The sequence below is a fragment of the Pseudarthrobacter sp. S9 genome, from assembly GCF_050156545.1.
Lineage (GTDB): Bacteria > Actinomycetota > Actinomycetes > Actinomycetales > Micrococcaceae > Arthrobacter.
In genome coordinates this window covers 2820083-2839908 of the sequence record NZ_CP189576.1, presented here as the reverse complement: position 1 = coordinate 2839908, position 19826 = coordinate 2820083, and the positions used below count along the sequence as shown (strand labels likewise).

16 protein-coding genes and 1 pseudogene are annotated in these 19826 nt (G+C 65.4%); 7 read left to right on the top strand and 10 right to left on the bottom strand.

All coding sequences use genetic code 11. From position 1 onward, the window contains the following. Positions 1 to 80 precede the first annotated feature (80 nt). A complete protein-coding gene (locus tag ACQCSY_RS13525; RefSeq protein ID WP_427129521.1) occupies positions 81 to 1157 on the bottom strand; it encodes an o-succinylbenzoate synthase in 1077 nt (358 codons plus the stop codon). Positions 1158 to 1377: 220 nt separating this feature from the next. Beyond that, entirely contained in the window at positions 1378 to 2721 is a 1344-nt protein-coding gene (locus ACQCSY_RS13520; protein ID WP_427129519.1) for a glycoside hydrolase family 32 protein, read from the bottom strand. 222 nt (positions 2722 to 2943) lie between these two features. Between ACQCSY_RS13520 and ACQCSY_RS13515 the strand changes: the two genes are divergently transcribed. After that, positions 2944 to 3861, top strand: a complete 918-nt coding sequence (locus ACQCSY_RS13515) for a phosphatase PAP2 family protein (protein WP_427129517.1) — start codon at positions 2944 to 2946, stop codon at positions 3859 to 3861. Between the two features lie 317 nt (positions 3862 to 4178). On the opposite strand, the gene ACQCSY_RS13510 is transcribed toward ACQCSY_RS13515, so the two are convergent. The 5 genes from ACQCSY_RS13510 to ACQCSY_RS13490 form a co-directional block, all read right to left on the bottom strand. Then, positions 4179 to 5393 carry an MFS transporter gene (locus tag ACQCSY_RS13510; RefSeq protein WP_427129515.1) on the bottom strand — a complete coding sequence of 405 codons (1215 nt, stop codon included), beginning with the start codon at positions 5391 to 5393 and terminating at the stop codon, positions 4179 to 4181. A gap of 66 nt (positions 5394 to 5459) precedes the next feature. Further along, a complete protein-coding gene (locus tag ACQCSY_RS13505) occupies positions 5460 to 6197 on the bottom strand; it encodes a GAF and ANTAR domain-containing protein (protein WP_427129513.1) in 738 nt (245 codons plus the stop codon). Positions 6198 to 6262: 65 nt separating this feature from the next. After that, positions 6263 to 7552 (bottom strand): MinD/ParA family ATP-binding protein, encoded by a 1290-nt coding sequence (locus tag ACQCSY_RS13500; RefSeq protein WP_427129511.1) that lies wholly within the window; start codon positions 7550 to 7552, stop codon positions 6263 to 6265. Between the two features lie 131 nt (positions 7553 to 7683). Beyond that, the gene (locus ACQCSY_RS13495; protein ID WP_427129509.1) at positions 7684 to 7827 is read right to left on the bottom strand and encodes a hypothetical protein; all 144 of its coding nucleotides are present in this window, start codon (positions 7825 to 7827) and stop codon (positions 7684 to 7686) included. A 529-nt stretch (positions 7828 to 8356) separates the two neighbouring features. Continuing rightward, positions 8357 to 9172, bottom strand: a complete 816-nt coding sequence (locus tag ACQCSY_RS13490; RefSeq protein WP_427129507.1) for an MBL fold metallo-hydrolase — start codon at positions 9170 to 9172, stop codon at positions 8357 to 8359. A gap of 196 nt (positions 9173 to 9368) precedes the next feature. Here ACQCSY_RS13490 and ACQCSY_RS13485 point away from each other — a divergent pair, with 196 nt between their 5' ends. Next, entirely contained in the window at positions 9369 to 9971 is a 603-nt protein-coding gene (locus tag ACQCSY_RS13485) for a TMEM175 family protein (RefSeq protein WP_427129505.1), read from the top strand. A gap of 71 nt (positions 9972 to 10042) precedes the next feature. On the opposite strand, the gene ACQCSY_RS13480 is transcribed toward ACQCSY_RS13485, so the two are convergent. Genes ACQCSY_RS13480 through pdhA form a run of 3 tightly spaced genes read right to left on the bottom strand, consistent with a single transcriptional unit; the run spans position 10043 to position 13973 of the window. Further along, the gene (locus ACQCSY_RS13480; protein ID WP_427129503.1) at positions 10043 to 11647 is read right to left on the bottom strand and encodes a dihydrolipoamide acetyltransferase family protein; all 1605 of its coding nucleotides are present in this window, start codon (positions 11645 to 11647) and stop codon (positions 10043 to 10045) included. A gap of 2 nt (positions 11648 to 11649) precedes the next feature. Continuing rightward, positions 11650 to 12774 carry an alpha-ketoacid dehydrogenase subunit beta gene (locus ACQCSY_RS13475; protein WP_427129501.1) on the bottom strand — a complete coding sequence of 375 codons (1125 nt, stop codon included), beginning with the start codon at positions 12772 to 12774 and terminating at the stop codon, positions 11650 to 11652. Then, a complete protein-coding gene (pdhA, locus tag ACQCSY_RS13470; protein ID WP_427129499.1) occupies positions 12771 to 13973 on the bottom strand; it encodes a pyruvate dehydrogenase (acetyl-transferring) E1 component subunit alpha in 1203 nt (400 codons plus the stop codon). The genes ACQCSY_RS13475 and pdhA overlap by 4 nt, the downstream gene beginning before the upstream one ends. 159 nt (positions 13974 to 14132) lie before the next feature. On the opposite strand from pdhA, the gene ACQCSY_RS13465 reads away from it, so the two are divergent. From ACQCSY_RS13465 to ACQCSY_RS13445, 5 genes and pseudogenes are all read left to right on the top strand, one after another. Next, a complete protein-coding gene (locus ACQCSY_RS13465) occupies positions 14133 to 14597 on the top strand; it encodes an Lrp/AsnC family transcriptional regulator (RefSeq protein WP_427129497.1) in 465 nt (154 codons plus the stop codon). A 35-nt stretch (positions 14598 to 14632) separates the two neighbouring features. Then, positions 14633 to 15385 (top strand): annotated as a pseudogene (locus ACQCSY_RS13460) (IS1634 family transposase); the annotation flags it as partial. A 316-nt stretch (positions 15386 to 15701) separates the two neighbouring features. Continuing rightward, the gene (locus ACQCSY_RS13455; protein ID WP_427135823.1) at positions 15702 to 17213 is read left to right on the top strand and encodes a polysaccharide biosynthesis tyrosine autokinase; all 1512 of its coding nucleotides are present in this window, start codon (positions 15702 to 15704) and stop codon (positions 17211 to 17213) included. Positions 17214 to 17499: 286 nt separating this feature from the next. Beyond that, positions 17500 to 18639, top strand: coding sequence for a glycosyltransferase (locus ACQCSY_RS13450; protein WP_427129496.1), 1140 nt, complete (start codon positions 17500 to 17502; stop codon positions 18637 to 18639). A gap of 68 nt (positions 18640 to 18707) precedes the next feature. Continuing rightward, complete coding sequence (locus ACQCSY_RS13445) at positions 18708 to 19805, top strand: glycosyltransferase (protein WP_427129494.1); 1098 nt, start codon at positions 18708 to 18710, stop codon at positions 19803 to 19805. Positions 19806 to 19826 lie beyond the last annotated feature (21 nt).

Here is a 19826-nt window from a genome sequence, read left to right as displayed (position 1 = left end):
CATCAACGGCAAAACCACCCAGAACAAGCCAGCGACCCAGCGGCCGGCACGCGCGCGGAACTGTGCAGGGGCGTGGGGAGTCATTTCAACATCTTGCCATGCGGAACGTCCGCTGCCGCACCCTGGGCCAGCACGGCGTGCACCCGGCGGAGCCGGTCCAGCCACCAGTCCCGGCGCTCCGGCGCGGCGGCATGCGCGGCCAGCAGCTCGGCGTCGGCGTGGACGTCGCGGAGGCGGATGGCGCCGTCGTCGGGAAGCAGGGAGTCCCGGGTGACATCGGCGCCGAGCAGGGACACCGTTCCGAGCCCGCAGGCGTAGGGCAGTTCGGGGAGTGCCGCGGCGAGGGCCAGGCCTGCCCGGATCCCCACCGAGGTGTCCAGTGCCGAACTGACGACGGCGGGGAGCCCGGCCTGCGCCACGATGTCGAGGGCACGCCGCACGCCCCCGAGCGGGGCCACCTTGACGACGATCAGGTCCGCGGCGCCGGCGCGGGCCACCTTGAGGGGGTCGTCCTCCTTGCGTACGCTCTCGTCCGCGGCGATCAGCACGGGGACTCCGGCGGCCCGCAGCCGGCGCCGGACCTCGGCGAGGCCGGCGATGTCCGCCACAGGCTGTTCGGCGTATTCCAGTCCGACGCCGGCGAGCCGGGTCAGCGCCTCGACGGCCTCCGCGACGTCCCAGCCGCCGTTCGCGTCCACCCGGATCGCGGCGTCCGGCAGCGCGTCGCGGACTGCTGACACCCGGGCGGCGTCGTCATCGAGGATCTGCCCGCGCTCGGCCACCTTGACCTTGACGGCGTCCACTCGGCCAAAGCGAGCAAGGATTTCCGGCACACGGCCCGCCGGCACGGCGGGCACAGTGGCGTTCACCGGGATGCTGTCCCGCAACGGCGCGGGGAACCCCTGCCAGCCGGCCTCGAGCGCGGACGCGAGCCAGCGGGACGCTTCGGCGTCGGCGTACTCGGGAAAGGGACAGAATTCGCCCCAGCCCAGCGGGCCGCGGAGCAGCAGGGCCTCGCGCTGCAGGATTCCGCGGAATTTCACGCGCATCGGCAGGCTCACCACATGGGCGCCGGCGAGGAGTTCGTCCAGGTCAGGAAGGTGTCCGGCGTGAATCCCCAAGGGGTCGGCATGGGTGGCGGCGGCAGCGGTGGGCATGATTTCACTCTACCGGCGCCTTGATGGGCCGGCGTCGACTGGGGGTGAGCCCTGGTCCAGGAAACTCGTCTCCGCCGGCCCCGCTCAAGGAGCATATTGCCGGTGAAGAACCACACCGGTACACACGACTCTATGAACCGCCGGCCGGCCTGGCACGAGTAGCGACTACTTGTTTTTTTGGGTGTTTTTTGGGTGTCTTGCGGGGAGCTACCCGTGGGATCTATCCCTGGCCCGGGTGCCGCAGCTCCCAGACGTCGGCCGCCGCGCCGTGGGGCAGCTCGAGCTGCCATTCCTCCCCGGCCGCGGGGTAGGCGCGCACGGTGGCGGCCACGGATCCGTGGCGGTAGACCTCCACGACTGAGGAATCGACGAAGATCCGGAGCCCATCACCGCCGGCGACGGAATCGGCAAAGACCGTACGGCGCTGCGTCGCCGAGGCAAGGACCAGCCGAACTCCGCCCTCGCCGCCGGTGACCACGGCCTCGGCGTGCGGCGGCAGAGGCAGGGTACCGGCGGCGCTCCTTAGCCGTCGCCGCCCCCGGTAGGCGGTGATTTCCGGCGCCGGCTCGACGGCAAGCGCCCCGCCGTGCACCGAGAGCCGGCGGGGAAACGTCAGCACACCCGACCAACCGGCGTCGTCGGTCTCCTGTTGGCTGCGTCCGGCCCGCTCCTCACCGGCGCCCACCTCATTGGACCAACCCCAGAGCAGGGCACCCTCCGGCAGGGAAAGGATCTGCGGGGCATAGAAATCGGGCCCGAGATCGGCCTTCCCTCCGGTCGAGGGGGTAAAAAACGGCAGGCCCGTGAGAGCGTCCGCGGCGAGGGACCCGAGCAGGTAGCCGACCCCGTTGGGGTGCCTGTGGGAGTCTGAGGAGAGCCACAGGGAGGCCATCAGCAGCCAGGTCTCCGCACCGGAGGAATCCGGCACCCGGACCAGCTGCGGGCATTCCCAGATCTCCGCGGGGAGGTGCCTGGCGGCCAGTTCGTCCTCGGTCGTGAACCAGATGCCTTCGTACTTCCAGGCCCGGATATCGTCGACGCTGTAGAGCAGGACAGCCGCGTGGCCGGATGCCAGGCCTGCCCCCTGGATCGCGAAGCGGCGGCCTTGGAAACGGAAGATGTAGGGATCCCGCACGCCGGTGAGTTGTGGATCCGGGGGCATCGCCGCGGCCACGTGCCCGTCCTGCCGCCAGCTGGTGAGGTCCCCGAGGGCGCTCGCCAGCACCACCTGCGACTGTCGGCCCTCGCTGACTACGCCGGAGTACGCGGCGGTGGGGACGCCGCCGTCGTCCGTCACGACGCCCGTCCAGCAGCCCAGCTCATCAGGGCCGCCGGGCTGTGGCCTGAGCGCGATAGGTTCTTCTTCCCAGCGGACAAGATCCCGTGAGCTCAGATGGCCCCAGCAGATCTTGCGATGACGCGCCGATTCCGGGTTGAACTGGAAGAACACGTGGTAGCGGCCGTCGATGTAGCTGACGCCGCAGGGATCATTGATCCAGCCCCTCGCGGGCCGCGGATGGAACCGGGGAAAGGCAGCGTCCGGATGGTTCACGGCGTTGTCCATGGCCACACACTACCCGCGCGAGATGGCACTTCACGGCAATGTTGCCCGAGAATCTTTGCCGCGAAGTGCCATCTCGCGGAGGGGCGGGCGATCAGGGAGCTCGCAGGGTTCTGTGGGAACCTGTTAGCGATGACTTTTCGGCAGGAACGCACCCGTACGGACCCGTCTGCGGAGTACCCGCAGGCTTCGACGCGCGCAAGCGTGCGCCCCATGACGCACCCCATGACGCGCGCAAGCGTGCGCCCCGAACGGGGCCCCGGCACGGGCGCCGGGATCCTGTTCCTGCTGGCCACCCTCGCCTGCCTCGCCGCGCTCGCCGGCACCTACTTCTTCTTCGTGCGCACCACCACGGGCCAGTTCATTGACGAATCGGCGCTGGTGGAAGCGGTGGGACTCAACGGCACCGCCGGCAGGGCCGCCAACAAGCTCCTGGACTGGCTGCCCGCCCTGTCCGTGCTGATCGCCACCATCGTGGTCCTCTTCGTCACCGTCCTGCGGCGGCGCTGGGCCGCAGCTGGCATCGCGGTGGCGGCCTGCGTGGGCGCCAACGTGGCCACCCAGATCCTGAAGGACCTGGTACCGGTCCGGCCCTACCGCGGCATCGAGACGCTGGAGCTCAACTCCCTGCCCTCCGGCCACACCACCATGGCGGCGTCGGCTGCGGCCGCGGTGTTCCTGATGGTGTCGCCGCGCTGGCGGCCGCTGGTCGGCTTCCTGGGCGGCAGCTTCGCCGTCGCCACCGGCGTGTCCACCCTGATCAACCAGTGGCACCGGCCCGCTGACGTGGTCGCCGCGTTCCTGGTGGTGGGGGCGTTCATGGTCCCGGCCGGCTGGCTGATCATCCGCACGGGACCGCGCTGGAACGTCTGGGACGGCTACGGGGAACACTGGGCCGCCGCCAGGCTCTGGGTCGCGCTGCCGGTGCTGACGGGTCTCGCCGCGGCAGGACTGGCCGCCTATTCGCTGCTAAAGACCGCGACGGGCGCGGGGCAGGAAGGCAGCACCACCAGCTACTTCTGGGCCGGAACCTCGCTGATAGTCATCGCCGGCTGCCTCGCCACGGTTGCCGGCGTGTGGCTGTTCGGCCATGCGGCACGACGGCGGGACGCGGCACCCCCGCGGAGCGCGCCGCTGCGCTGACGGCGTTGCTGTCGCCGCAGCGCTGACGGCGCGAGCGCGTTGCGGGCGCCGCTGCCGGGGGCTACGCCAAAGCTGACCCCGCCGCGCCGAGCGGGGGCACTTTGACACGGACCCGCCGGTGAATCCCGGTGTCGCCGTCGAAAACCCCTCAAAGTGCCCCCGCACGGAGCCGTGCTGCCGGCTGCCCCCGGGAGTGCGCTGAATTAGGGCCGTTTGCTGAGCAACAACCCGACGTTGCACGCACCCCTTGATTCCGCGGTGCCCAGAACGGCGAGCCCAGAACGGCAACAACTGCGAGCAAGTTGGGTCAGCGTTGGTCAGTAGTTCCGGCGGTGCTTGAGGCGGGGAATGGTGACCGCGAAGACCGTCGCGGCAGCGAAGCCGAGCACGCCGGTGGCGGTCACGCCGGCCCCGAGCGAGGCCACGGCGGTCACGCCTGAGAGCAGCACGGGACCGCCGGTGGCGCCGGCGTCGGCCATAAACCGCCAGATGCCGAGGAACTGGCCGCGACCGTTATCGGGTGAGAAATCGGCCCCGAGAGTCATGTTCAGGCCGGAGCTGATCCCGTTGCCGAAGCCGATCAGGAGCGCCGCCAGCATCAGGCCCACGAAGCCGGTGCTGAGCGGAATCAGCATCATGGCCATCCCCATGATCAAGGTGGACGGCACCGCCACCCATTGCCGGCCCTTACGGTCCATCAGCTTTCCTGCCGGGTAGAAGACCAGCATGTCGATGGCGCCGGAGATTCCGTAGATGAGGGAGGCCTGGGTCGCGTCCATGCCAAGGTGCTCGGCCCACAGCGGGATCACCACCTGGCGGGACGCCCGCAGTGCGCTCAGCAGCAGCACGCCCGCCCCCACGGTCAGGAACACCCCGGCATGGGACACCGCGACGCTGCGGAGCGTGGGCTGTTGCGCGGGAGCCCCGGCCGCGGGCTCGGTCTTATCCACGAGGTCGGGAATGGTCACGGACAGGCCCGCAGCGGCGGCCATGGCCACGACGCCGGCCCAGTAGGCGCCGGTGATGCCGGAAAACTGCATCACCGCGGCGCCGATGAAGGGGCCGATGAAGATGCCGATCCTGGTGACGCCGCCGAGCGTGGACAGGGCCCGGGCCCTGAGGATCACCGGCACCGCCTCGGTCAGGTATTTCTGCCGCGCGAGGCTGAAGACGCTGGCGGCCATGCCGACGACGATCATTGCCGCCGCCAGCAGCCAGAGCCCCGCGGGGACGAGCGGGGACACGGCAGCGGCCGCGAGTGCGAAGGCGCTGGCGACGGCGGCGCCCACGATCGCCCAGCGTTCGCCGAATTTCAGGGTGATGAGTGACGCCGGCAGGTTGAAGAACCAGGAGCCGAGGCCGATCAGCGTGACGATCAGGGCGGCGACCGCCACGGAGGCGCCAAGATCCCGGGCGGACAATGCCACCACCGGCAGGATCGCCCCTTCGCCGATGCTGAACAGCAGAGCCGGGCCGAAGGCGGGGACGGCGATGCTGCGGAGGCTGAAGGAGGCTTGGCGTGTAGTGGTCATCCCCTTCATCCTAGGACGGACGGCTCCCCGCCTTCACCAAGGTGCCGCGCGGCCAGTTGGGCATGGCTAGGCTTCGAAGTGGGTGCGGACTACTTCACCGGTGACGTTCCGGAGCACCTCCGCGGCGACGACCCGCAGCTTCTGGTTCCGGTTGCTGGAGACCCGGGTGAGGATCGCCATGGCCTCGTCCTGGGAACAGCGGTTCTGGGCCATGATGACGCCGCAGGCAAGATCGATGGACGTGCGGTGTTCCATGGCCGCTTGCAGGTCCTCGGCGCGGGACTGGGCGGTTCCGATCCGGACTGCCAGGCGCAGGACACGGCCCGCGAGATCGGCGAAACCGGCGGCTTCGGCGATGATTTCCTCGGTGAACAGTCCGGTATCCGCGCCAAAGAAATTCAGGGCGGCGGCCGCGTCCTCGCCGATTTCCAGAGGCACCCCGAGGGTGCTCCGACAGCCGTTGGCCGCGAGCTGCAGCTGGTAGTCGGGCCAACGGGGATCGGTGTCCACATCCGCCAGCAGGATCAAGGATTTGGTCCGCAGCGCCTCGATGCACGGACCGTTGCCGAGGCTCTGCTCGATGCGGTCCAGGGTGACGGCCCTGGGGCTGCTCCCCGCCACTGTCATGGTCCGCTTCCGGCGCTGGAGCGTCACGCCGCATTCGATCTCAGCGCCGACGGAGTGGCTGAGCGTGGCCGCCGAGAACTCCGAGAGCCGGCCGAGGAAGTCCTCGACGTTCTCGGTGCCCATAAGGAGGTCCTGAAGCTGCAGGACGGCTTCATCCCCGGCGTCGTTGTTGGTCATGCCTAAATGTAAGTCGGACCCCGGCGCCGCACAACGTCAAACCCCGCGCCGCCAGCTGGAAGGGCCTAGACGTAGCCGTCCACGATCGCGGCGGCGATCTCCTTGTAGGCGCGCCGTGTTTCCGGGCGGAGCACGTCCAGGGTGACGAGGTCGCCGTCGGCCACTCCGCGGTCATGGGGCACGGCGATCAGCTGGCGGCAGATGCCGGACAGGTGGTCCTCGATCGCGTCCTTGTCCACCCGGGAGGAGACCTCGTCCTTGTCCGTGATGACCACGATCGCGTTGCGGGCCAGCTCCTCGTAGCCGTGGTCGGCCAGCCAGTGCAGGGTGCTGCGGGCGCGCTTGGCACCGCTGACGGCGTAGCCTGCCGCGATGATCAGGTTGTCCGCCGACTGCAGGATCCCGCTCATGGCATTGTGCGTGACGCCGGTCCCGCAGTCGGTCAGCGCCACCGAGTAGTAGCCGGAGATGAGCCTGCGGATCCGCAGGTATTCCTCGGCCGTCAGCGAGTCCGAGACCTCGGGATCCTGTTCACCGGCAATCAGGTGGAACCTGCCGGCATGGTGCATGTACCGCGCCAGGTCCGTGAGGGTATCGACGGAGTCGATGTTCTTCAGCAGGTCCGTGATGGTGCGCGGGCTCTGCTGCTGGTAGATGCCCTCGCCGAGGGCACGCTCCACGAGGTCGCCGGAGTCGGGGTTCGCGTCGATCGCGCAGGGCGGATCCCCGCGGTATTCCGCCAGGGTCAGCCCGACGCCGACGGTGGTGGAGGTCTTCCCGATGCCGCCCTTGAGGCTCAGGACGGCGGTGTTGTAGCTGCCCTGGAGCTGGCGGGAGATGCGCCGCGCCAGCTCGTCTTCTTCGCGCTGCCGGGCGCCCGGGCCGAAGTTTATCCCGCCGCCGGTCATCGCGTACAGGGCGCCGCGGAAGCCGCCGACGGGCCGGGGCTTCTGCTCGCGGACGAAGGACCCGGGGGAGCTGATGAAGTCCGGAACCGGTGCTGCCTGGGCCGCTGCCCGGCTGGCGGAGCGGGCGGCACGGGCCGGCTTGGCGGGCACGGCCGGCGCAGTCTCGGGCGCGGCGGGCATCTGGACAGGATCCTTGGACGGTTTGGCGGGTGACGCCGTGGCGGGCGTGTCCGCCGCTGCGGCGGCCTCCGCCCAGGAACTGCTTGGGATCGGGGGACGCGATTCAGCCTCGTTGGCGGCGATAATGGGCATGGTTCCTGTCCGGGTGTCGGAGTCATCGCCGCTGCGGCGGTCACGCCGGCGCCGGAGTTCGGGTTGCTCTGCTGCCGGTTCTGCTTCTGCTTCCGCGGCAGCGCTGGCTGTTTTGTTGTCCACCGGTTCGGGCATGTTTGTTCCCCCAGGACTCACAGCGCAGGCCGCTGCGGTGGTCGTTTGAATTGGTCCAAACAGCAAGTCTAGGCGCAGGCACGTTCATTATCCGACCACCATGTGCACCATGGCCGGATCCGGTTACCGATTCACCCCTTCAGTGCGAGCACGACGACGACGGCCGTTGCGGCCGCCAGCGCCGCCAGCCCCACGTAGGCTAGCACCTTGAGCCGCCTCCTCCGGAACTCCCGCTTCGCATCCCTTGAGTGGTACCCGCCCATGTTTGTCCCCATGCGGGCGATAGTACATGCACAATGTTTCAAATAGGGCAAGTCAAGCGATTAATTCGAAAACCATTTCGGGCAGGCGACGACGGCGGCCTCGCGATGCGTGCCGGGCCAGGGACCCACGTTTTCAGCGTGCGAGTGCCAGGAAAACAATGCAAACAGTGACCACCGGGAGGATTCCCAACCCCATGTAGGCCCGCCACCTAGGCCGTGCACGGTGGGGTTGATGTCGATGTAGGGCATGCCTTAGAGCTCCGGACTGTGTGTGCTTGATGCGTTCCCGCGGCGCTTCCGCCGAAGCACCAAGTAGAAGGCGAGGGAGGGAACCGCCAGGGTTGCAAAGAGCGCGCACAGACCAAGGGCAAAGTCGAACAGAGCCACAGATGAGACCTTCTGAGAGTTGCATCATCGTTGCAGCGCGTCCCTGAATCCCCATTCCGCGGACGAGCCAAATGCAGGTGAATTTCGGTCCGATGGTAGGGCCCGTTCAGAGGATACTGAGTCCCCCGGTGTTGTCCAACTCACAGATCGGACCTCAGTGGTGGGCCCGCGTCTCCTGCAGCCGCTTGATGAACCAGCGGGACTGTTCCGGGCCGTACGGCAGGATCGGAACAGCCTTGGTGGCGTCGCTCGGAGTTTCCCGCGTGGCCTGGATCGCCTGCCGCACCGCCGTCGTCATGGTGTTGGCCATGGTCTTGACGAACTGGTCACCACAGGGCTCGCCGTGCCCTGGAATCAGGAATTCGTACCGGTGCCGTAGCGCGGAAAGGTGGCGGAGGGCGTCGGCCCATTCTTCGGGGTAGGAGTCCTCGAACGACGGGTGGGAGCCCTGCTCCACCAGATCGCCGGCGTACAGCGTGGTGGCAGTGCCCACCAGCAGATCGCCGTCGGTGTGCCCGCGGCCCAGGTAGAACAGTGTGGCGGTCTGGCCGCCGAGGTCCACGAGGACAGGCTGGTCCTTCACGATCGCGTTCGGAACCACCAGTTCGACGTTCCTGCCTTCACCCGCGGCCATCTCGGGCTCAAGCGCTTCCACGAGGTTGCGCTGCTCGTCACCGTTTTCCTCGATCTCCACGGCGCAGTTCTGGTGCGCCCAGAACTCCGTGACGCCGTCGTCGGCGAAGACGGCGTTGCCGAAGAAGTGGTCGTAGTGGGCGTGCGTGTTGACGACGACGAGCGGCAACTGGGTCTTCTCACGCACGGCGTCCAGGATCTCGCGTCCCTGCCGGGGCCCGCCGCCGGTGTCGATCACCATGGCGCGCTCGGAGCCGACCACCAGGCCCGTGTTGAGCAGGGAACCTTTGGTTGTCAGTACGTAGTTGTCCGGACCGACCTCGAGCCATCGTGACATTAAATCTCCGTATTCCGGCGTAGGCGTTGCGATGTTCAGGCCTTGATTCTACCCATGCCTGGCTGACAATTCCCGGAGGGCATGCCCGCCCCGGGTCCGCCCGGAGCCATCGCCGTGGGCCACGCGACGGTGTAGCCTGTGGGCAACTTCCATTGCTCCGCCAGTTGCTCCGCCGAAAGATTGGAGGTGGTTCCTGTTGAATTCCGGCACCTCACTGGAGCGGATGGTGTTTTTCAGCGATGCCGTATTTGCCATCGCCCTGACCCTCCTGGCACTGGACTTGAAGCTGCCTGAGGGCATTCCCGCGGATCAGGTGGACGACGCCTTGATCGCGGCCCTCCCGCAGCTGCTCGCGTATGCGCTGTCATTTGTGATCGTCGCCAGGACATGGATGTCCCACCACTCCGATTTCCTGCGGATCCACCGTTTCAATGTGAACCTGGCCCGGCTGAATCTGGCCCTCTTATTCTTCATCGCCATGCTGCCCGGCCCCACGTCCGTGCTCAGCGACTACGGGGACGACCCCATACCCTGGCCGAGTGTTCTGTACGCCACCAACATCGCCGCGGTCTACCTGACGATGGCGGCCATCTGGGGCTATGCCAAGCGCGCCGGCCTGATGGACCGGGAAATGGCCGCCCACGCTCACCAGCAGGTATTCAACGCCCGGGTGGCCGGGGCGCTGGTCTTCCTGCTCTCGATTCCTGCGGCCTTTGCCTTCAACGCCTTTACGCCGTTCCTGTGGCTGCTGCTCCTGCCGGTGTCATGGCTGACTCGCCGGTTTTCCGCCACTAAGTAGAAGCGCGCGGGGACCGCACAGGGCTGACCGTGCGGTCCCCCCACGTACCCGCCGGAGGCTGCCGGCGCAGTTCACATGTCCGCGAGCGCCGATCCCGGGTTCTCGATCGCGTCGGCCACGTAGCGCAGGAACCCGCCGGCCGTTCCGCCGTCGCAGACGCGGTGGTCGAAGGTGAGCGTCAGCTCGGTGACCTTGCGGACGGCGAGTTCCCCGTTGACCACCCAGGCCTTGTCGATGATCCGCCCGACGCCGAGGATGCCCACCTCGGGGTGGTTGATGATCGCGGCCGAGCCGTCCACCCCGAACACGCCGTAGTTGTTCAGGGTGAAGGTGCCGCTGCCCAGTTCCGCCGGGGTCGCCTTACCCTCGCGGACGACGGCGGTGAGCCTGCGGATCTCGGCATCCAGTTCGCGGGCGCTGAGCTTGTCCGCGTTGCGTACCGAGGGAACCATGAGCCCGCGGTCCGTCTGCGCCGCGAAGCCGAGGTTGACGCCGTCGAAGGCCACAATCTCCTGCATGGCCCCACCGGCCGTATCCTCGGTGGTGACGATCCGGGTGTTGAGCTCCGGGAACTTCTTCAGCCCGGCGGTGACAAACCGGGCGATGAAGGCCAGCAGCCCCGGAGTGTTGTGCGGGTCCGACTTCTTCAGCGCCGCACGCATCTCCACCAGCGCGGTGGCGTCCACGTCCACCCAAACCGTGGCTTCGGGGATCTCGGACCGGCTGCGCGTCATGTTGGCAGCCACGGCCTTCCGCACGCCGCGGACGGCGGTGCGCCCGGTGATGCCCAGCCCGGTACGGGCGTCGGTGGTCGAGACCGCCGGGGTTTCGACAGGCTTAACCACCGGGCGCCCAACCACCGGGGGCTTGATCACGGCCTCGACGTCGCGCCGCATGATGAGCCCGCTGGCCCCCGACCCCTGGAGTTCCCCCAAATCGACCCCATGATCGCGCGCCATCCGGCGGACCAGCGGAGAAATAACCGCACCCAGCTTCCCCGGCACCCGGGTCCGCAGCAGCACCAGGTCATCGGCAGCCTTCTCGGCCTCCGACACCTGACTGACAGACTCAGCCACCGCGACCCGCTTGGGAGCCCGGGTCCGCCGGGCAACCCCATGCCCGCCCGGAGTCCCATACCCAATCAGGACATTCCCGGACCCGGCCTTCTCCTCCTCGCGGTACACCTCAGCGGCAACAGCGGCCGGCGAGGAACCCGCGATCTCAGCCGGCGCAGATGATGCCGCCCCGGGAGTGGCATCTAAGGAACCGGACGAGGGTCCCGATGCGAGCTTGCGAGCATTGGGTAGTCCGGGGCCGCTTCCGGAGCCGGACGGCATGCTGCTTGCAGCAATGCCGTCCGGCGAAGGGGCGGGGGCGGCATCATCTGTGCCGGCCCCACGGGCGGCGCCACCGGGGGCGGGAGCGGCGGCACCGATCGGCGTCACCGAAATCAGGGGCTTGCCGACGTCGAGCGTCTGGCCGGGTTCGCCGTGCAGCACGGCGACGGTGCCGGCGTACGGGGAGGGCACCTCCACCATGGACTTGGCCGTCTCGACTTCGGCGATCGGCTGGTCCACGCGGATCTCGTCGCCCACGGCCACGAGCCAGTGCACGAGTTCGGCCTCAGTGAGGCCTTCGCCGAGGTCCGGCAGGAGGAATACTTTCGGTTCGCTCATGGTCAGTCTTCCCACTGGAGGTCGTCAACGGCGTCGAGGATTCGGTCCACGCCGGGCAGGTAGTAGTGCTCGAGCTTCGGCGCCGGGTACGGCACGTCGAAGCCCGTGACGCGGCGGATCGGCGCTGCCAGGTACTGGAAGCAGCGTTCCTGGACCCGGGCCACGATCTCGGAGGACACGGAGGCGAAGCCGTGGGCTTCGGCGATGACCACGGCGCGGCCGGTCTTGCGGACGGAGGCGCAGACCGTCTCATCGTCGAACGGCACGATCGAGCGGACGTCGATCACTTCCAGCGAGCGGCCTTCCTCGGCGGCCGCGGCCGCGGCGGCGAGCGCCGTCGGGACAGAGGGTCCGTAGGCGATCAGGGTGGCGTCCGTGCCGGGGCGGGCGACGGCGGCCCGGCCCTCCGAGGAGGTCCCGCGTTCGGTGTTCGCGGCGTGCTCGGCGCGCAGCGCGTCCAGGTCCACCTGGTCCTTGGACCAGTAGAGCTTCTTGGGCTCCATGAACATCACGGGGTCGTCGGAGTCGATGGCCTCGCGGAGCATGCGGTAGCCGTCCGCGACGGTGGCCGGGGTGAAGACCTTCAGGCCGGCCGTGTGGGCGTAGTAGGCCTCGGAGGAGTCGCAGTGGTGCTCCACTCCCCCGATGCCGCCGGCGTAGGGGACACGGATGACCATGGGCAGCTTCACGGCACCCTTGGTGCGGTTGTGCATCTTGGCCACGTGGCTGACGATCTGCTCGAACGCCGGGTAGGCGAAGGCGTCAAACTGCATCTCGATAACCGGGCGCATGCCGTTCATCGCCATGCCGACGGCCATGCCCACGATGCCGGACTCTGCCAGCGGGGTGTCGAAGCAGCGGCTCTGCCCGAACGTCTTGGTGAGTCCGTCCGTGATGCGAAAGACGCCGCCGAGCAGACCGACGTCCTCGCCGAACACCAGGACCGATGGGTCCGCGCGCATGGCGTCGGCCATGGCGGTGTTCAGGGCCTTGGCCAGGGTGATGGTCTGCGGCCCGGCCATTTCTGCCGCGGCCGCGGCCTTCGCGGCCGCCGTTGCCGCTGCCTGCGCGGTCGCGGCGCTGACGTTGCCGTTCGCCTCGGAGGAGGTGGAGACGGTGGGGCTCATTTCGCGGCCTCCCCTGTCTTGGACGATGCGGCGTCGCGGGCGAGTTCGTCGGCGAGCATGGCGGACTGTTCCTTTAGCTGCGGGGTGGGGGCGGAGAAGACGTACTTGAAGAGGTCCTGCGGGTCTACCGGGACGTCCTCGCCCAAGCCTTCGCGCAGTTGCGTGGCGACGGCTTCCGCCTTTTCCGCGATCCGGGCGGCGGCGGCGTCGTCGAGCAGTCCGCGGTCCGTCAGGTAGGTCTTCATCCGGCTCAGCGGATCCTTGGCGACCCACTGGGCGACCTCGCTGTCCTGGCGGTAGCGGGTGGCGTCGTCGGCGTTGGTGTGGGCCTGCATGCGGTAGGTGTGGGCCTCCACGAGCAGCGGGCCGGAGCCTTCGCGGGCGAGCTTGACGGCCCGGCCCAGCACGGCGAGGAGGGCGACGACGTCATTGCCGTCCACGCGTTCGCCGGCCATGCCGTAGCCGACGGCCTTGTGGGCCAGGGACGGCGCGACGGACTGGTGCGCCAGCGGGACGGAGATGGCGTACTGGTTGTTCTGGACGAAGAAGACCACCGGGAGGTGGAACACGGCGGCGAAGTTCAGGGCCTCGTGGAAGTCGCCCTCGCTCGTGGCGCCGTCGCCGCACATGGCCAGGACCACGGTGTCCTCACCGCGCAGCTTGGCGGCGTGGGCCACGCCGACGCCGTGGAGCAGCTGGGTGGTCAGCGGCGTGCACTGGATGCCGACCTTGTGCTCGGCCGGGTTGTAGCCGGAGTGCCAGTCGCCCCGGAACAGCGTCATGGTCTGGACGGGATCGACGCCGCGGGCCATGACGGCGACGGAGTCACGGTAGGTGGGGAACATCCAGTCGCCCTCGGCAAGGCACAGCGCCGCGGCGACCTGGCAGGCCTCCTGGCCGTGGCTGGAGGGATAGACGGCCATCCGGCCCTGCCGGACCAGGGCGGAGTTCTGGTCATTGACGCGGCGTCCGACGACGAGCTGCTCGTACGCGGCGAGCAGTTCCGCCTCGCCGGGGAGGCTGTACTCGTGGCCGGGCTGGGTGCCCTGCTCGGTGTGGGGGTTCAGGGTGCCGTCCGGGCCGACCATCTGGATCTGGTGCCGGGCGGGCAGCATGTAGTCCTCAACGCTGATGCCGAACTTACGCACGGCCTCGCTGGCGGCGTCTTGCTGCGCAGTGTGGTCTGCGGAGATCGTCATTGGTCCGTCCTTCTGTAGCCACTAATCTTTCCCAGTATGGTGCCGGACGATGTTTCGTATCCACCTCTGCACAAAATCGTGGAGAAGTCCAGAATATTCACCTAATCTGGAAGACAAATTGCAAGTGTGAGCTGGATTACCGGCGGGGGTTGTAGACGAATGGCAGAGATCGAGGCGGAACAGGTGGCGGTGCCGCTGGACGCTGTGGACCGGAACATCATTGCGGAGCTGACCCGGGACGGCCGGATGTCTGTGACGCAGGTGGCGGAGAACGTCCATATTTCGCGCGCCCACGCCTATACAAGGATTGCCCGGCTGACCGGTGAGGGCGTCCTGACCAAGTTCACTGCCCTTGTTGACCCCATCAAGGCCGGGCTCAAGTCCTCGGCCTACGTCACGCTGAAAGTGCGCCAGCATTCCTGGCGCGAACTGCGGGAACTGCTGCGCGCCATCCCCGAGGTGCACCACATCGCGCTGGTGGGCGGGGACTTCGACGTGATCCTGCTGGTGCGCGCCGTGGACAACATCGACCTTCGCCGGGTGATCTTCGACCAGCTGCAGTCCATGCCCGGGGTGCTGGACACCCAGACGTTCCTCGTCTTTGAGGATGTGGATACGCGATAAGCGCGGTCACGGCGCTGCGCGCCCCGGCAATCAAGGCCCTGGCCGCCGAACGGACCCGCAAACGCGGCGATCTGCTCGCCGCGACCGGGACCGGACTGGCCAAGATCGCCGCCGCCGCGGACGCCGGCCGGATCCGCGGTGCCGGGAAGATCGGGGTCAGGGCCGGGAAAAATCATCGGCAAATACAACATGGAAAAGCACCACACCCTCACCATCGAGGACACCTCCTTCGGCTACGCCCGCAACGGGCAGCAGATCGCGGCCGAGGCCGCCCTGGACGGGATCTACATCATCCGCACTTCCGTGGCCGCCGCCGCGATGGACGCGGCACGGGTCGTGGCGACCTACAAGTCCCTCGCCGGCGTCGAACGGGACTTCCGCTCCATCAAAGCCATCGACCTGGACCTGCGCCCGATCCGCCACTGGACCGACACCCGGGTCCGCGCCCACGTGTTCATCTGCATGCTCGCCGCCTACCTCGTCTGGCACCTCCGCCGCGCCTGGGCCCCGCTGACCTTCACCGACGAACACCGGCCGGCCCCGGCCGACCCCGTCGCCGCCGCGAAACGCTCCACGGCGGCCGCGGCCAAGCCTCCATCGGCACCACCACCGACGGGGAACCCGCCTACAGCTTCCGGTCCCTGCTGGACCACCTCGCCACCCTGACCCGCAACGACATCCGCTACGGCACCGCCCAGGACCTTCCAACCATCCCAACCCTCGCGATACCCACCCCCATCCAACGCCAAGCTTTCGACCTCATCGGCCAGCCCATTCACATCAAGTAGACGGAACCACAGCCCCCGAAAACAGCGAAATCCCCGCCACGGGCGGGATTTCGCACGCTCTCACGAACGTAACTTCGGACTAGTCCGATGCGGGACCTGGAAACATGGCTGGCATGATGACGGAGGTGCCGAGGTCTACGACTTCCACCCCGGCTCACAAGCCATGACGCCCCGCCCACGACGAGTGTCAACTTCTCACTCGTGGAACGTCGTTGAAACCAATGATGGGTAGAATCGGTTCGACCGCACGACTATTACCGTGCTGGTGGCTTGCCAATAGGCTGCCCCCAGCGATCAACACAGGGGGACCGTGGCTTTGGATTTACACGACTATCTGCGAGTCTTACGCCGCAATTGGGCCCTTGTGCTAGCCGTAACCATGGTCGGAATTCTCGGAGGCGGGGCAGCATCGATACTCGTCAAGCCCACATACACTGCCGAGACTCAGCTTTTTGTCGCTATCCAGAGTTCAGGATCGGTTACCGAGCTGCAGCAGGGCAATAACTTCAGCCAAGCCAGAGTTCAGTCATACGTCAAGACGGTTTCGACACCAGTGGTCCTTCAGCCGGCTATTGACGCCCTGGGGCTCGGCACGACCTCAGAACAGCTTTCTAAGCGCGTGTCGGCTACCACCGATTTGAATACAGTTCTCATAAATATTTCGGTTGCTGACGCATCGCCAGTTCAAGCTGCGGCAACGGCGCAGGCTGTCGCCAACAGCCTAATTAAGGCAGTAGACAGTCTTGAAAAGCCAAAGACTGGCGGAACGTCGCCTGTCAGTCTTTCGATCATCACACCAGCTCAGGCTCCCACTTCGCCATCAGCCCCAAATCCTAATCTCAATCTTATCCTCGGCCTCGTGTTGGGGCTAGCATTCGGGATCGGAGCCGCCTTGCTCCGAACGGCGCTCGATAATCGCATTCGGGGTGAAGCCGACGTGCGGCGTGCCACAGATTCGCCCGTGCTTGGAGGAATTGCCTTCGACCCTGACTCGGCAAAGAAGCCACTTCTGACTCAGGCACATCAGCAAAGTCCGCGAGCGGAATCATTCCGTCAGCTCCGCACGAACCTCCAGTTCGCCAACGTCACGGGGGAAGCCAAATCAGTACTGATAACGTCCTCCCTTCCAGGTGAAGGTAAGAGCACGACTGCAACAAACTTGGCAATCGCTCTGGCTCAAGCTGGCCAGACTGTTTGCCTCGTAGACGCTGACTTGAGGCGCCCGATGGTTGGCGAATATCTCGGGCTTGACCGGTCAGTAGGCCTCACTACCGCCCTTCTGGGAGCGGCTGACGTCGACCACCTGTTGCAGCCCTGGGGTGAGGATACTCTCTATGTCCTGACATCTGGACAAATACCACCAAATCCCAGTGAACTTTTGGGATCCCAAGAAATGAAGCGACTCATTACGCGTCTCGAGGACGTGTTCGACACGGTGATTATTGATGCCCCGCCCCTTCTCCCGGTTACCGATGCGGCCGTTTTGGCGCAACATGTAGGGGGCGTGGTCGTCATCGTAGGCTCCCAGAGAATTAAACAACAAGACCTCGAAAAATCCCTCAGTGCACTCAATTTAGTTGGCGCGAAAGTACTGGGCGTCGTACTCAACCTTTTGCCCATGAAAGGCGCCGACGCGTATTCTTACACCTATTACAGCTACAACGAGCAACCGACTTCTAGAACCCGCGCTAGCAGGGATATCGATCTAGCTGAACTAGTGAGCTCATCTGATGATGCTCACCCCAGAAGGAGCGGAGTCGAGAGCTACTCCAGACACCCGGAACCGCGAAAGCCCAACGTCTTTCCACGGCAACGCCTCGATCTCTAGTTGACTGTCTTCTCGCAGCAACTAAGCGTCTGGGACTACTTCGCACCACAAGACGACTCAGTCACGATGCGGCTAGCCGGACCATGCCGATTTCGTTTGAGTTCCAGCAGAATCAGCAGAATGCCGGGATCGAGAGACTTCGCCGGCTGCTACAAATAGATTGCGATACGGCAAGACTGGGGGATGGAAGAAACATGACTAATTCGGGAAATCGAGTGGCGGCTAGTCCGCGTGCACTTGGTCGGCATTCGATGCCCGCCACGCACTTCGGGGAGTCGGTGACCGCATGTCCGGCTTGATCGTTCATGAATGGATCTCCCGTCATGGTGGTTCAGAAAACGTACTCGAAATAATGGCCAAGGCACTGCCTGACGATGAAATTTTCTGTCTCTGGAGTGATGCATCTGACCGATTTCCGGGACGAACCATCCGGGAGTCTTGGTTATCCAGATCTCCGCTTCGGCGAGCAAAGGCAGCAGCGCTTCCTTTCATGGCTGCAACCTGGCGAGCTGTTGACCTCAGCTCTTACGATTCAGTCGTAGTAAGTTCGCATGCGTTCGCGCACCACGTCGGACTGCGTAAGTTGAGGGCCGTAATTCCTATCCATGTCTACGTTCATACCCCCGCACGATACATCTGGGCTGCCGACCTAGACGCAAGAGGGCTCCATCCCCTCGCCCGGGCAATGGCGCCTATGTTTAGAATTCTGGACAAGAGAGCTGCCAGCGAGGGACCGCGGTTCGCCGCCAACAGCCACTTCGTTCGTCGTCGCATTGAGGACGCGTGGGAGCAAACGTCCGAAGTTATTCATCCGCCAGTACGAATAGAGAAGCTGCGCTCCGTAACGGACTGGTCAACTGTGTTATCGGAAAAAGATGCAGCAATTCTCGAAGGGCTCCCCAGGGAATTTATTCTCGGAGCATCCCGGTTCGTTGCGTACAAAAAGCTGGAGCGAGTCATCGAGGTTGGCAATGCTTGCCAGACTCCCGTGGTCCTAGCTGGGAGTGGACCTGAAGAGTCCTTCCTGCGGGAAAGAGCCTCTGAATCTCCGATCCCGGTTTTTTTTGTTCACAGCCCGTCGGACGAGTTGCTTTACGCGTTGTATCAACGTGCAATGCTGTTCGTATTCCCACCAATTGAAGACTTCGGAATCATGCCCGTTGAAGCAATGGCGCTGGGTACGCCGGTGCTCGTCAATCCAATTGGTGGCGCCGTCGAAAGCGTCCACCTCCTGGGCGGAGGGGAAGTTCTGCCCAACGGTTCTCCATCTGATCTGCAGGAAGCCGTCGCGACGGCGCTGGGGAAAGACATGTCGCATGCAGTCCGAAATGCCGATTTATTGTCTGAATCCGCGTTCATAACAAACATCCTAAAGTGGAAAGCAGGACATGCATCTATGAACGTTGGCGAGAGAAGCGCACCGTGACTAGGCCTGAGATTTTGATCCTGGGAACTGCCGATTGGAATCAACCAATCGCAACGAATCAACACTATATGACTCGCGAATTGGCCAAAGCGTACGACGCGACGTTCGTTGAATCATTGGGCCTGCGACGACCCGAGCTGAGGATGAACGATTTCCGGCGGATACTGAAACGTGTGTCATCCAATCAGTCGACTCCAGCTACGCAACGTCGCCCGCTACCCCCGTCGACCCGAGTCGTCTCACCCGTCGTTATTCCGATGCACAGTCGTCCGTTTCAAGGAGTCAACAGGAAATTACTTTTGAGGGGTGGGATCAAGGAATGGGCACAAAGCGACTCGGCCAGAGTTTTTTGGACGTATTCCCCCGTCACCTATGGACTTGAAGAGTTTGCTGATGTTGCCATTTACCACTGCGTCGATTTGCTTGGCGAGTTTCCGGGAATCGACCGCAACCTAGTGGACCATAACGAACGACGTCTGGCTGAGGCGGGTGTACTTGCCGCAGCCAGCAGCGAGGTCGTTTTGGAACACCTGAGGAATCAAGGTTTTCGAGATCCCGTCTTCTGGCCCAACGTGGCAGATGCAGAGACAATAATTGAAAGTTCGGTCACTTCCACGGCTCAGCGAGCCCCGTCCGCAGTGTTTGCCGGAAACTTCACAACAAAGAAAGTTAACTTTCTGCTTCTTCGCGAGCTATTGGAAGCGGGCGTAAATTTAGATCTGGCCGGTCCTGTCTCTCAGGGCGGCGGGGACTCCCAAGAGTACCTTGAAGAACTAGTATCCTTGGGCGCAAAATATCACGGCATGTTGCCGCTTGAGTCGTTGGCCCAGCTTATGGCTAGCAACAGTGTTGGATTAATCCCATACGAACTCAATGCATACACCCGCGGAGTCAGTCCTTTGAAAGTCTACGAGTACCTAGCTGCCGGGCTACGAGTAGTATCCACCCCCATTCCAAGCGTCGAGGCAATCGAAGGACATGTAAGTGTTGCAGCCTCGAACCAGGGCTTCGTGCTCGCCGTAGTGAGCGGCATTGGCCCGGGCGATGGCAACTCGCTGCAGGAACGTGCTCTACTAGCCAAGCAACACAGTTGGGCTGGCCGGGGCGAGGAAGCCCGTGAATTGCTCTCTTCCATGTTGGTGCGGGCGCCGACCACCACATCCTAGTCGTGTCTTCAAGGTTCATCC